The sequence below is a fragment of the Nostoc sp. JL31 genome (assembly GCF_017114965.1).
Lineage (GTDB): Bacteria > Cyanobacteriota > Cyanobacteriia > Cyanobacteriales > Nostocaceae > Nostoc > Nostoc punctiforme_A.
In genome coordinates this window covers 1-13,062 of the sequence record NZ_JABXKO010000117.1, presented here as the reverse complement: position 1 = coordinate 13,062, position 13,062 = coordinate 1, and the positions used below count along the sequence as shown (strand labels likewise).

General features: G+C 40.6%; 17 protein-coding genes. 9 read left to right on the top strand and 8 right to left on the bottom strand.

Annotated elements, in window-relative coordinates; genetic code table 11:
* Nucleotides 1-77 precede the first annotated feature (77 nt).
* Complete coding sequence (locus tag HWQ43_RS30510; protein ID WP_292740618.1) at nucleotides 78-299, top strand: hypothetical protein; 222 nt, start codon at nucleotides 78-80, stop codon at nucleotides 297-299.
* A 206-nt stretch (nucleotides 300-505) separates the two neighbouring features.
* Here HWQ43_RS30510 and HWQ43_RS30505 read toward each other — a convergent pair whose 3' ends face one another.
* Complete coding sequence (locus HWQ43_RS30505) at nucleotides 506-1,525, bottom strand: 2-oxoglutarate and iron-dependent oxygenase domain-containing protein (RefSeq protein WP_292740616.1); 1,020 nt, start codon at nucleotides 1,523-1,525, stop codon at nucleotides 506-508.
* A 404-nt stretch (nucleotides 1,526-1,929) separates the two neighbouring features.
* Nucleotides 1,930-2,163, bottom strand: coding sequence for a hypothetical protein (locus tag HWQ43_RS30500; RefSeq protein WP_292740614.1), 234 nt, complete (start codon nucleotides 2,161-2,163; stop codon nucleotides 1,930-1,932).
* 158 nt (nucleotides 2,164-2,321) lie between these two features.
* Between HWQ43_RS30500 and HWQ43_RS30495 the strand changes: the two genes are divergently transcribed.
* Entirely contained in the window at nucleotides 2,322-2,495 is a 174-nt protein-coding gene (locus HWQ43_RS30495) for a hypothetical protein (protein WP_292740612.1), read from the top strand.
* Between the two features lie 42 nt (nucleotides 2,496-2,537).
* Here the strand turns inward: HWQ43_RS30495 and HWQ43_RS30490 are convergent, their stop codons facing one another.
* From HWQ43_RS30490 to HWQ43_RS30480, 3 genes are all read right to left on the bottom strand, one after another.
* A complete protein-coding gene (locus HWQ43_RS30490) occupies nucleotides 2,538-2,990 on the bottom strand; it encodes a DUF1392 family protein (protein WP_292740611.1) in 453 nt (150 codons plus the stop codon).
* A gap of 163 nt (nucleotides 2,991-3,153) precedes the next feature.
* Nucleotides 3,154-3,642 (bottom strand): cytochrome, encoded by a 489-nt coding sequence (locus HWQ43_RS30485; RefSeq protein ID WP_292740610.1) that lies wholly within the window; start codon nucleotides 3,640-3,642, stop codon nucleotides 3,154-3,156.
* Between the two features lie 124 nt (nucleotides 3,643-3,766).
* Complete coding sequence (locus tag HWQ43_RS30480) at nucleotides 3,767-3,904, bottom strand: hypothetical protein (RefSeq protein WP_292740609.1); 138 nt, start codon at nucleotides 3,902-3,904, stop codon at nucleotides 3,767-3,769.
* Between the two features lie 229 nt (nucleotides 3,905-4,133).
* Here HWQ43_RS30480 and HWQ43_RS30475 point away from each other — a divergent pair, with 229 nt between their 5' ends.
* The 3 genes from HWQ43_RS30475 to HWQ43_RS30465 all read left to right on the top strand — a co-directional run bounded on the left by HWQ43_RS30475 (nucleotide 4,134) and on the right by HWQ43_RS30465 (nucleotide 6,173).
* Nucleotides 4,134-4,655, top strand: a complete 522-nt coding sequence (locus tag HWQ43_RS30475; protein ID WP_366932935.1) for a hypothetical protein — start codon at nucleotides 4,134-4,136, stop codon at nucleotides 4,653-4,655.
* On the top strand, nucleotides 4,645-5,217 hold the full coding sequence (locus tag HWQ43_RS30470; RefSeq protein ID WP_292740605.1) for a DUF3611 family protein: 573 nt from the start codon (nucleotides 4,645-4,647) through the stop codon (nucleotides 5,215-5,217). The genes HWQ43_RS30475 and HWQ43_RS30470 overlap by 11 nt, the downstream gene beginning before the upstream one ends.
* 413 nt (nucleotides 5,218-5,630) lie before the next feature.
* On the top strand, nucleotides 5,631-6,173 hold the full coding sequence (locus tag HWQ43_RS30465) for a hypothetical protein (protein ID WP_292740603.1): 543 nt from the start codon (nucleotides 5,631-5,633) through the stop codon (nucleotides 6,171-6,173).
* 164 nt (nucleotides 6,174-6,337) lie between these two features.
* Here the strand turns inward: HWQ43_RS30465 and HWQ43_RS30460 are convergent, their stop codons facing one another.
* Both HWQ43_RS30460 and HWQ43_RS30455 read right to left on the bottom strand, forming a co-directional pair.
* Nucleotides 6,338-7,690, bottom strand: a complete 1,353-nt coding sequence (locus tag HWQ43_RS30460) for a TonB family protein (RefSeq protein ID WP_292740601.1) — start codon at nucleotides 7,688-7,690, stop codon at nucleotides 6,338-6,340.
* 263 nt (nucleotides 7,691-7,953) lie between these two features.
* A complete protein-coding gene (locus tag HWQ43_RS30455) occupies nucleotides 7,954-8,433 on the bottom strand; it encodes a hypothetical protein (RefSeq protein WP_292740599.1) in 480 nt (159 codons plus the stop codon).
* A 193-nt stretch (nucleotides 8,434-8,626) separates the two neighbouring features.
* Here HWQ43_RS30455 and HWQ43_RS30450 point away from each other — a divergent pair, with 193 nt between their 5' ends.
* The 4 genes from HWQ43_RS30450 to fghA all read left to right on the top strand — a co-directional run bounded on the left by HWQ43_RS30450 (nucleotide 8,627) and on the right by fghA (nucleotide 11,855).
* Nucleotides 8,627-8,851, top strand: a complete 225-nt coding sequence (locus HWQ43_RS30450) for a hypothetical protein (protein ID WP_292740597.1) — start codon at nucleotides 8,627-8,629, stop codon at nucleotides 8,849-8,851.
* 228 nt (nucleotides 8,852-9,079) lie between these two features.
* Nucleotides 9,080-9,532 (top strand): Hsp20/alpha crystallin family protein, encoded by a 453-nt coding sequence (locus HWQ43_RS30445; protein WP_292740595.1) that lies wholly within the window; start codon nucleotides 9,080-9,082, stop codon nucleotides 9,530-9,532.
* Between the two features lie 325 nt (nucleotides 9,533-9,857).
* Entirely contained in the window at nucleotides 9,858-10,754 is an 897-nt protein-coding gene (locus HWQ43_RS30440; RefSeq protein WP_292740594.1) for an SDR family oxidoreductase, read from the top strand.
* Between the two features lie 225 nt (nucleotides 10,755-10,979).
* A complete protein-coding gene (gene fghA, locus HWQ43_RS30435; RefSeq protein WP_292740592.1) occupies nucleotides 10,980-11,855 on the top strand; it encodes an S-formylglutathione hydrolase in 876 nt (291 codons plus the stop codon).
* A 39-nt stretch (nucleotides 11,856-11,894) separates the two neighbouring features.
* Here the strand turns inward: fghA and HWQ43_RS30430 are convergent, their stop codons facing one another.
* On the bottom strand, nucleotides 11,895-12,962 hold the full coding sequence (locus HWQ43_RS30430; protein WP_292740590.1) for a WD40 repeat domain-containing protein: 1,068 nt from the start codon (nucleotides 12,960-12,962) through the stop codon (nucleotides 11,895-11,897).
* Between the last annotated feature and the right edge of the window lie 100 nt (nucleotides 12,963-13,062).

The window sequence follows — 13,062 nt, the reverse complement described above, 5'->3', positions numbered from 1 at the left end:
AGTTTACTTTGACGCATTCATTGACCTTGCTACAATTCATATCTGGATTAACAAAATATTATTAGTGGGATAGGTTCATGTATAACGACGAATACGACAATTTAAGTTTTGAAGAACAATTACACCTGACTGAATCACAAATCAGACAGCGACATAATCAGGAGATGTTCTTGCGTCGAAACGCCCAATTGTTGCAGCAGGAGTTAGAGCTTGAAGCCGAACTGTTAGAAGAGAATCCAGAGTTAGCCCAAACTATTCACGCTCTCAGCGGGAGATTCAGAGTAATCAGCGAGGGCTAGAGAATGTTTTAGGTTCAGAAGAGTTAGCCTCAAAAGAGCAAAGTGTTTGGAGTAAGTTTTTTCCGGGATTGGGAGGTAATTATGGCGTGGGCTAAATCAATTTCCTTAGATGTTGCTAACAAACTTTTTGACGTAATTGGAGTTTCTTTTGAGCAGTAACTTTTACTCAGCATTGGCTCAACGTCGTGCTATCCATGTACAGCACTCTAAAACGCTGTTTGGCGCAGTTCTGGAAATACTTTGGAGACTTTATTCAGAAGATAATCGCCATAAGTTCCGTGAAATTCATGGACACTAGCTTTATCCCAGCGATCGCTTTGATCGTCATTCACTACTATGCCGTTGAGTTCAATGGGTTTGACTTCAATGTTGAAATTGGGATCAAAGAAGAATGGAAATGACAAGCGATTACTTGTTGATCGGTTCTGAACGCGGTGGGGTGTTGAGCGATACAGTCCTTGTGTCATACGATCGAGCATATCCCCAATGTTGCATACGAATGAACCAGGAATAGGAGGTGCATCTATCCAACCAGACTTTAATTTGACTTGTAATCCACCGACATCATCTTGTTTTAGTATAGTCAATACTCCATAATCTGTATGTTCGCCAACGCCCCATTTAGATTCAGATAATGATGAATTAGGAGGGTAATTGAAAATCCGAAATAATATCAATGGGTTTTTCGTATAAAGGTCTGCAAAGTAGGACTTTTCTAACCCCAAACTTAGAGCAATACCAGCCATTAGGGCGTGTCCAAGTCTGGTCATTGAGTCTATATAATCCAGCACTGTTTCCCGAAATTGGGGAATATTGGATGGAAAAAGATTTCGACCGTGCATTGGTACACCAGTTTTCACAAGTGGGTGGTCTGATTCTAGTTCTGTACCGAAATAAATACCTTCTTTTAAGTCCGGTCTACCTGATGTCAACTCATTACCCACGGGGAAATATCCTCGCCATGCTTTACCACCAAGAGCCATCCGAATCTTCAATTTTGTTTCTACATCCTGCGCGAAAAACTGTTGGCTGAGATGTTCTAACTGCTTTTGTAGTTGCTCATCAACTCCATGTCCGACGATATAGAAGAAACCGTAATCTTGGAGAGCTTGTCTAATTTGGTCTGCAATTACATCACTGGAGTTGCTACTTTGAGAAACCAATGGACTAATATCAATGACGGGAACTTCTGAAAACTCTTTATCCACAACTTGTAAGATTGTCATACTCTGTTTTTTTTAGTCGTGCGTAGACTAATAACTAGACTACATAATAAATTATATCGAGTACCTAACTTTGACGACCCTACTATTCCTCAGATCATTCTTAAACCCTATCGTGTTGTCTAAACACAACTGCTGGAGCAAGACGCAATCTTCATATTTTAGACGCTTTCTTTACTTCTTTATATCTATGAAACATTTATTAGAAATCAGCAAGATGTAGAATCTTTCTTAGAAAATGGGGATGCAATCAAATCCTGGTCAATATCAAATAACTCTATAAAAGCCTCAATCGCATCAGGTAACTTTTTCAAGTTTGCTGGGACAGGTGGTTCAACTAAATCTTCTTCATCTTCCCCTTCTTCAATTGCTATTGAAGCTGCTTTTAACCAAGCCAGATAGAAAACTCAGTAATCTCCTTGTAAAATATCATCACGCAATTGCACTAATTTCGCTAGCCATCCCTCTCCTTCTATCCAATTTCCATATTCTTCATCCTGGATACTGATATCCACAATTACATAGTTTGTGCTACTTGATACTGTAATTTTATCAGCTAAACAATAAGGCTCAAAAACTGATGGAGCAACTACAGTTTTAGGGAAACGAAACATTAATTGTCGCGTCCCCCAATTCGCCATCTATAACATGATGTCGAAATACTTTTCTAGAACTTCCTTGGGTTCACCTCGAAAGTCTCCATAGCTGTAGGTAAAAATTGCGTTTGTTGCACTCAGTTGTACACGGCTCGATAAACTACTTATATATGCTTGTTCTGATGTAGTTAATGGTCGGTCTAATGCCTAAGAAAAACGAGGTAAAATCGGAAACATCTACTATTGTAGTATCGCCACTTTCAGATGCAGCAGAACCCCAACTCGTAGGAAATGCTGAAGATGTGGCTCAACCAATGGAAAATTCCCTGGATAGTGATGACATCTTAAACTCACTCAAAACCATGACGATCGGGTGATAGTAACCTATAGCCTTACTCTTGAATATCAAATGACAATAGTTATACACTAACATTAACTAAATCAACATCAGCAAGCCATATTGTTCTGCTTTGGGTAGACACTTCTTCTAAAGTTGGGGAGCGCCACTCTACCCCATAAAACCAATTATCTTTGAGACTAAAAATTCCTTGAATAATACGGCGTGTCGGTCGTTCACCGAAATCAACCTCAACTATGTCCCCCAATCTAAAAGCTGGAGTAGAAACAGTGGACTTTTCTAGTACATTTGTTGTATGAAATTCTTGTTCAGCTAAGTAGAGAGTTTCATTCTGGCAAACAATTGCATAAATCCATTCTTGTCCTGACCACTCAACACCACAGCAATAACCTGATAAGTCTGAGATTGGCAACAAAACTTTTTCTAACATTCTCACTGCTAGTGGATGCATTTCCTTACCCCACCCAGGAGAAATATGCCAACAGGATTCTAAGGCGGTAATTTGGTTAATCATCTGGGAATGTAGTTCTCTTTTTTATACATACACTCTCTTGGAGCAGTCTGATCCGGAATATAATTTAAATTTCGGGAAGCTAACGCAACAGATGGGGATTCAAACCCAATCAATTCGAGAGCCTTCCAATTTGAGAAGACTTTACTGATTCAGTAATTCGTAACTAAGATAAAATTGTTTTGGCAGTGGCGATCGCCTGCTCCACACTCTCCACAATATAAACATTTTCTGGCGACAGTTTTTTAAAGAAAAGTTGACTTTCTTCATCATTATTCAACAAAATTACTTGCTTATTTGCTTTCAAAGCTAGAGCAATTTGTGAAGCGGTTTCTGCACCCAGACCGCAAGCAATTATCACATCACTGGTAAGAACATTAATATTGTTTCTAGAATTACCCATGTCTGTGAAAATAGCAATATCTACCCAAGAGGAAATACCATCTTTATTCTCACCTGGAAGAATACCAATAGTTAAACCATCAGCAGATTTTGCACCTTTACTTACTGCATCCATTACCCCTACATTTCTACCACCAGTGAGCAAAACCCATCCTTGTTTGGCAATTACTTGACCCAATATATAAGCATTTTGTAAATCATTTGCTGTCGCATTTTCTCCTCTCCCCATAACCCCAATAATAATTTTTCGCATAAAATTTCAGATGATACTGTTTTTGGGCGACAAGTCAAAGCTGTCTCCCTAAAAGGGCTATTGACTGAGACGTTGGGAAGACAGCAATCACGCTCAAAGGGCAGTGAAGCGCGTTCGCCTCACTTTAATAGTTTTTTGCCTGCTCATCCAAAAAACACCATAACCACTGTTCTCCTAACTCAGCCAAGCTAATTACTGAATGTCCAGTTTCTTCATCTTGTTGCCAGTAAAGCACGTTATTTGTGTAATATTTATAACTCAATATTTACCTTCCCCCTACCGTTGCCATATCCTGCCTTAAGAACAGCAAGCGCTACGGTTTTGCAGTATATAGTCCGAGTAAACAGTGTTATTTGTATCAAAAGAGCAGATCCAGTAAGAGTATATCTTTGAATATACCCATATATGAATATGCTTTACTCCTTTCATCTCAGCAATTAGATACTTGTTCAAGATTTATCTGAGTATTTTAATGTTATTGATTGGTCTTAATGCTTGGTGTAAGTAGTGACGTGCCAGAACTCGAAGGTGAAATCGGCCTTTATAAGGGAGTGAGCAGCAAGGTTGCTAGTGTTGCAAATTTCTTCGGTGTGTCGGAAATCCTCGCGATCATCGGTCAGTCCAGCGACATTGATTGTACCAGAGCGGACGCTCCAAAAGCGCAGCTCATCGGCGGTCTCCTGAGCGAGAATACACGCAAAGCGAAGTTTGCTTCGGTAGTTACGTATGTTACTGCGAACGGCCCACCAGTTCTGACTGTGCACGGCACTGAGGAGCGCACGGTTTCCTACGCTCAGGCTGCTCGTCTGGAGACAGTATTACGAAAGGTTTGCGTATTGAGTTATTTTGTTACTGTCAAAGGTGCTGGGCATGGTGACTTTGGTACTTTGGTACTGCCTTTAGACAATAGAGTAAAAGCCTTCTTCGATAAGTATCTACATAGGCAATGCGTAGAAGTTTCGACTGCAATGATAAATTGGCGTAAGTTTCAGGAGAATAAAGATGACAAATGACCTAAATTCATACTTACCTGTACCAACTAAACGAAAATTTGCAGCCACTTTCGGTGTAGTAAGACCAATTAGCTTTTGGATACAGTTAGCATTAGGCACCGTTTCTATCTTGACTTTGTTACTGGCTATATTTAGCCGCAACGTCACTGTCCAAACAACAACGAATTCGGTTATGGGTTTTGGAGTATTTTTGGGAATTATTGGAATTTTAGTGCTGTGTTTCCGACTTTACTGGATGAACCGCTACAGACGTTTAGACAAACTTTTACAGTCGCCTAATCGGGAATTACATCCAAGTAAACAGGATGTAATTCAAGTATTACAAATTGGGTTAATTGTCAGTTTTATAGGGCTATTGTTAGCTTTTTTAGCATCTGAAGTGACTGTTATTGCTGTATTAGCGAAAACCCTAGCTCTGCCTCAAACAATAGCAGTCTATAGACCTGAAAATGTCATTCGGTCTCTAGATATTTTTGTGGTTTTGGCAAATGTCAATCTGATTGGCGCTCACTTTGTCGGAGGCGCTACTTCGCTTGGGCTGCTTAACTGGTTAGAGCAATAGTCAGTAAAACGATACACTTAAAAAAATTCCTTGTATATTTTTAACTGGACAATTGCTGTTCGATTTCAAAAGCCCTGAGAAAAATCCAGGGCTTTATTTACAGGGAGTTTATTAAATACTGCACCCTGACATTTTGCAAAAGGAACTTTTGCAAGATGTCTTAATTAGGCACTGAGCCAATCCAACCCCCTCACAAATCCAAAGGCATCAATTTGTGAAACTATACAGTTTTGACATATTTATCACACAACATTGACATAAGTGTAAATAAAATCTTAAAAAAAAAAGAACTCTTAATTAATGAACTAATCTATTGGAATTCGGAATGAGTCAAAAACTTAACTGACTTAATTACACACAGTTGAGTCGGGAAAAAATAATCATTTGAATTTTACTTCTAGTATTTCTCAATTATGAACCTTAACCCTAACCTCAAAGATATACCCCCAAATTCTCCCCGCCGTCAAATTCTCAAAACTGCTCTTACCTTTGTGACTGGCGGAAGCACGACATCATTGGTTTCTTTTTTGATGCCTAAATCCACAAAACCAGCACAAGCAATTGTTGTGCAACGACCAAATGAGTTTGAGCTTGAGGGCAAAGGCACTCAGATAAAGTATTCAATTCTCAATGAAGTTTCACAGCTTGATTACAGAACACAAAACATTTACCAGCATTTTAGTGGCGAGCAAATTCAGACATTAGATACTGATATTGGTACACTACTGACGGTAATTATTAGCAAACCACCAAACCCTGACATTGGAGGAAATATAGTCAAACTGAGCTTCTTGTTACCAATTATCAATCTAGCTATCGGCAAAAAAGAAACTTCCTTCATTACTGAAGCCATTTTGACGACTCAAAAAACATCAGGATTTATCCGTACTCCCCTGTTTGGACAATTACAGTCATATCAGACTTTAGCGCTCAGAGGAACCGCTAGATACCACTAGTACCACAAGGCGGAATTCAAAATAATTATTAATTTATCATTCATAATTCCTAATTAAAGTTTGATTCCCCTGCCTCCTTTGCAACGCCAGCTTACCCATCTCACTGTTAGAGCATTGCTCCCCCCCCCCCGATATTTTGTGCTGCTGCCTTTGTTTTCCTGTTGCTAGCCACCATCCCTCCATAAATTTAGTTCGCCATAAACATTGATATCAAATGTAAATTCAATATCAATGTAGTTCTTGCGATATCCTGTGGGCAAAGGTGCAAAAGGTGCAGCTCGCTGTATCGCATTCATTGCTACTTCATCAGTCACACGAAATCCAGAGGTTTGTACAATATTGAGATTGTTAACTTCACCTGAACGATTAATAGTGAAGTTAAGCACCGTTCGCCGATTAGACTGGCTCATTCCTGGTAGCCACTGCTGCTGAACGCGTTTCTTTAATTTGTTTAAGTAAGAGGTGAGGTCTACATCTTGACTGCTGGCATCAACACCAGAAGTCCCAATGCGATCGCGGTTGGAATTAGGCACATCTGCAAGTTGATCGCCGCGATAATTCTGACTAGATACACCCACAGTACCACCCAACAAACTTGCCGCACCTGTTTTTAGAGATGACTGAGCTTGAGTCGGTGTTTGCCCACTGAATCCAACTCTCGACTGCCTTAACTTCTTCGGATTCCTGGGTACTGGTAGTGTCGTAGCTCTTTCAAATGCTGTTTTTCCCAACTGGGCTGGCTGTGGTCTAGTCACGGGTGCTACTGCAATTTTCTTAGAATTAGGTAGTTGTGCCGTGGTTGAAGGTGCTGAAGGTATTTGTTTTGGGTTAAGTACTAAAGGTGTTGTCAAAGGTGCTGTTTTCAGATGCGGAACTGGCTGTGCCGTAGTAATCGGTGCTACTGCAATTTTTTGAGAGTTAGATACTTGCGCTGTAGTTGCAGATGCTGAAGGTCTTTGCTTTGGATTGGGTGCTGTTTTAAAAAATGGAACTGGCAGTGGTGTGGTCATTGGTACTACTGCAATTTTTTGAGAGTTAGATACTTGTGTCTTGCTTGCAGATGCTGATGCCGTTTTTGGAGATTTGAATTGCGGTTGTTGACCAGATCGATTTGGTAATTCCGTTTTCTGCTGCTGCCGTCCTGTCTGGAATACCTTGAGAGGAGATGAGGCTGTTAAGTCAAAAGAACGCTCGTTATCGGCTTTCTGTCCTACCAGATTCGCTGACTTCACCACAGAAATAGGTCTTTTTGGCAAAGCTTTACCGCCAGCAAGAGAATTTTTGGTAGCCCTCAATGAGGAAGGAGAAGTTATGTCTGTTTTCTGAGGAGGAACTTCAACTATCTCGATTGGAATCTCTTGGCTAATTTCTTGCTTCGGCTCATGCATCAAAGCTCTGTACCAATATTTGCTCCCCACTAAAAAAATAGAGTGTAGCAGGATAGAAGTAACTACACCTTGCACCATATCGAGAGGGCGCACACTCCGATGGTACAGAAATTTATCAAATGAAGCCATGTGATTGTACTTTCTTTAATAGCATCCTCAGCAGTCTATTTATAGAGTACAAGTTTCTGTTATTTTCGGTTGTCTATAATTCCTCGCACAAGCAGGGAGGCTCTTGAGGTAAGGGAAGAGAAAGAAATAAGTGTATAAGTAATCTATTTCAGTAGTAAAAAATACGCTTATTTATCTCTTTACTCCCCCAGCAATAACTGCCTATTTCACGAGGATCTCACTTTTTCGCGTTGCTCTCCTGGCTATCTTGTATCTAAGACTACCTAAAAATTCTGCGGTGGGAGTGGCTGTCCTTGGCTCTTTGGAACATTAACTACGTTTAAAGCTTTGGCAATTGCAATAACGTCATTATCTAATATTTGAGCTTTAGGATTGCCAGGACAACTGATATCTTGCGACTGCTGATCGGCTAACTTAATGGTAGTTATTGTACCAAAAGAAACAGATTTTACGCAACTTTGTTGAACTGGTAAATTAGATAAAGGTTCAGCAATCTTCACGTCACGAAAGAACTTTTTTGTGAGTTTTTGGGACAATTTACCTTGATGAGAGCCTTTCCCATCAACATAATTAACTTCTCCAATCGGTGATACGTAAATCCGGTATCCAATCGTATTTGTAGAACCACTATTGACGATAATTGCAACGTTTAAGGGTACAAGTGCCATTGCTAATTGAGACGAACAAAGCAAAAATGATACACCTGCTAACCCTAGTAATCTTTGAGAAAAAATCCGATTCATATAATAAATTTCCTCATTCTCATTTATGAGTCTTGATTGTCAAAATTTTATCACTTTTATCTCGATAAATTTCTTTTATTTCCTGACTTTAAACAAGCTTTTCAGTTCAAAAATTTAGTCATATTTTTGTTATAAGTTTGTCATATTTGTGTCAAGTTAATATGAAATAATTAAACTCCTCCAGCTTACGTCTATGGCAGTTTTTTATTGCACGCTAGAAGCCAGATTCACAACTGTACCCAATGGTGAATTGTCAGATGTGCGTTCTCCAGTTATTTCTTCAGTTACCTCTGTCATTGCTCCAAATGGAACACTATTGTTGATTACTCGTGTTCGAGACACAGAAGCTGAAATCTCTGCCCCACCTTGGCCATTATCAGCTCGCCTAACTGTACTATCCCCTTCAATAGCAGAATAATTAGTTGATTATTATTGGTATTAATAGTTATTATTCGGGTTTGCCGAACCAAAAAATTAGAGGAAACCGTAATCTTTTTTAATGCCTACAAGGGTACGGTAATCATCAATTATTTGGTGATAAAAACCGAATGGACAGGAGTTTTAAGCATATTTATTATGAATACATAAGCACAAAACCAAGTGCAAAAACGATTAAACAAGAACTGAATTTTTCTGAGAAAGAGTTATGGCACTAGTTCGTTACAACCCCTGGCAAGAATTGAACGCTTTTGAACGTCACATCAACGGCTTATTTGGAGATACCAGAGTACCATCTGCACGATTTAACAGAGATTTTATCAGAGTTCCTGCGGCTGAACTACAAGAAACTGATGATGCTATTCATTTGAAGCTAGAACTGCCAGGACTGGAAGCTAAAGATTTAGATATTCAAGTCACCGAAGACGCTGTTCACATTAGCGGTGAGCGCAAGTCTGAAACAAAAACAGAGGAAAAAGGTGTTACTAGAAGTGAGTTTAATTACGGTAAATTTAAACGCGTAATTCCTCTATCAGTTCGGGTTCAAAACACTAAGGTTACGGCAGATTATAAAAATGGTATCTTGAATCTAATATTGCCTAAAACTGAGCAAGAAAAGAACAAAGTTGTCAAGGTTAATCTTGAACAACCTGCTGCATAGAGTGAAACTACTCTACCTCCAATGATTCATTGAAATAGCTAAAAGCCCAGTTATGAGATGACTGGGCTTTTTTGTATGCGATGTCTACGACGATTGGTGTCGCTTGGATTTCCTCTCTACTCTACGAGACGCTACTCGCGTTCGTTTACCGCAGAGCGAGTAAAAATTCAAATTTTAGTGGACGAGCTTGGCGCTCACGCAATTCACGAGCCTTTTGTTCACAGGCTTGGCGTGAACATTATTCTGCTCAAAGGGTGAGGAATCGTTTTCCCCAATGCTTGATACTTGAGTCTTGAATTGCAAAAACTATCAAAACAACTAAGTGATGAAAGACGATCGATTAGAGATGCAAGACCCCCGGCAGCAATATCCCGCTCCGCCCTTTCCTCAACAACCGCAGCCCGTACCAGGACTTGCTCAAAAGATGCAGCCCCAACCGGATCACGGTGAGCAGAGCTACATTGGATGTGGAAAGCTTGCAGGTCGGAAGGCATTGGTCACTGGAGCTGATTCTGGTATCGGGCGTGCTGTTGCGATCGCATTTGCGCGGGAAGGTGCTGATGTCGCTATCGGCTATCTTAAGAGCGAAGAGGCTGATGCTCAAGAGGTGATCCAATTGATTGAACAATCAGGGCGCAAAGCGGTTGCGCTTCCGGGTGACATCACCGACGAGCATTTTTGCCAAAAGCTGGTGACAGATGCAGTGCAATCTTTGAACGGTTTAGATATTCTGGTGAACAATGCTGGCGCACAGACATCTTACCCATCAATTAGCGATATCACGACTGAGCATTTCGATAAAGTGATGAAGACAAACCTCTATGCGCTATTTTGGATTACCAAAGCTGCCATTCCACATCTTTTGCCCGGAGCATCAATTATTAACACCACTTCGATTCAGGCATATCAACCTTCAGCGAGTCTGCTTGACTATGCGATGACCAAAGCTGGCATTGAGAATTTCAGTAAATCTCTCGCCAAACAGATGATCCACAAGGGAGTGCGCGTTAATGCAGTCGCACCTGGTCCATTCTGGACACCGCTACAGCCGAGTGGTGGTCAGACCCAGGATAAGATCGAGAAATTTGGTTCTGAAGTTCCCCTCGGAAGACCCGGGCAACCTGTGGAAATTGCTCCTGTGTATGTGTTGCTTGCTTCCCAAGAAGGCAGCTACATCACCGGAGAAGTTTATGGTGTAACAGGGGGCATCGGGATTGCCTAGTTAAAAAGACATCTTGGCAAAAGTAACTTTTGCTTTCCGGTTGGGGTGCATGTTAAAGGGGAAGGGAAAATTCTATCCCTTTAACTCTTCCCCCTTCCCCAAATCCTTTACTTCGTGGGGGCCCCACCTTCCCCCTTACCCTTTTCCCCGCTTTCGTCACGAAAGCGAACTACTACGCTAAAATAACCATTCTCCGCAGCCGCTCAGGAAAGCAGAATATAACTAATGGCTAACCTCAACCTGATTTCAGAACATAAAAGCTTTGGTGGCAAACTCGGTTTCTACAGTCATCACTCCTCCACCTGTAACGCTGAAATGCGCTTTAGCATCTATCAACCACCACAAGCAACTCAAAATCCTGTACCGATTCTCTATTTCCTCTCTGGATTAACTTGCACGGAAGAGAATTTTATGGCGAAGGCGGGAGGAGTGCAGCGCTTTGCCGCTGAGTACGGTTTGATATTGGTTGCACCAGATACCAGTCCGCGTAATACTGGCATTGCAGGTGAGGATGATGACTGGGACTTTGGCACTGGTGCAGGTTTTTATGTTGATGCTACAGAAGAACCGTGGCGTCAAAACTACCAAATGTATAGTTATATCGTCCAGGAATTACCTGCTTTAATTACTGCAAATTTCCCCACCCAACCTAATAAACAAGGCATTTTCGGTCATTCGATGGGCGGACATGGGGCACTTGTCTGTGCAATGAGAAACCCAGAACTCTACAAATCAGTATCAGCCTTTGCACCGATCGCTGCACCTATGCGTTGTCCTTGGGGTCGAAAGGCTTTTAGTGGTTATCTTGGCAGCAATCAAGAAAATTGGCGTGCTTATGATGCTAGTGAATTAGTCAAGCAAGTAGGTTATCACAGTTCAATTCTTATTGATCAAGGGACTTGTGATAAATTTTTAGCTAAACAATTACTGCCAGAGGTGTTTAAGCAAGTTTGTACAGATGTTAACCAGCCGCTAAACTTGCGTTACCAAGAAGGCTATAACCACAGTTATTATTTCATCGCCAGTTTTATTGAAGATCATATCCGCCACCATGCGAGCGCTTTTAAAAAACTAGACCGGAAAACAGGAATTCAGATTTGACACTTTTCTTAAGTTTTATATTGTAGTTAAACAATGCAGTTATTTAAATTGCCAAATATGTATAGTACTATCCTCATTGCTACTAGCAAGGGTTTTACCATCCCGGCTCAGAGCAAGCCCTAAAACCGAACTGGAACCATCTCTCCATGTGTGCAATAGTTTTAAAGTCTCTAAACTCCACAGTTTAATAGTGCCATCATAATTGCCGCAAATCAGAATTTTCCCATCGGGGCTGATGGCAAGCGATTCAACTGAACTAAAATTATCAGTAAACTCATGCAGCAGTTTTCCACTTTGAAGATTCCATAACTTCAGGGTACTAATTGCACGATTTCGAGAAACTAGCTGACCAAAACTACCACTAACAAGCTTTTTGCTATCTGGAGTGATGGCAATAGCATCAACTCCGGTTTTGTGTCCTTTGAGAATATGGCGTGTTTTTTTGGTTTGTAAATCAATCAGCCTAATTGTATTATCATCGCCACCCCCAGCACTTACAAGGGTTTGCATATCAGGGCTAAATGCAACTTTACTCACAAATCCTGAGTGTGCAGCAATACTATCAAGCAGCTTAAGCGTGTGTAAATCCCAAAGCTTGATTGTACGATCGTCACTCCCACTAGCAATAAATCTACCATCTGAACTAATCGCAATGGTTTCTACTGGTTGGGTATGTCCACTGTCGCTGTTAAGCAAAAGGAAAGTGCGTAAATCCCAAACCTTCATTGTTGGGGTGCTTATCCCACCAGTTACAATCCTCTTGCCATCTGGACTAATCGCAATTGAAGTAATACCATCTGAGTGAGCGTCTAAACTATGCAGTAATTTTCCAGTACGTAAATTCCAGAATTTAATCGTATCATCTCTACCTCCACTAATCAGGGTTTGCCCCGAAGGACTGATCGCAACTGCTCGAACACCAAAAGTCACTTTTTTATGCCCAGTCAGTGTGTGAACAAGTTGAATCTGTGGTTGGAACTGAGTAATTTTACTCTTGTCTATAGGAAGATTTGAACTAGAAGAATGTATATCAATAACAGTGATGTTTACTGCAATTGCTAAAACTATAATGACTGGTCTGGATTTGAGAAAATGCAATAATTTCATGGTGCCCAGGAACGCAATTACATGAACCTATCCCACTAATAATAGTTTGTTAATCCAGATATGAATTGTAGCAAGGTCAATGAATGCGTCAAAGTAAACT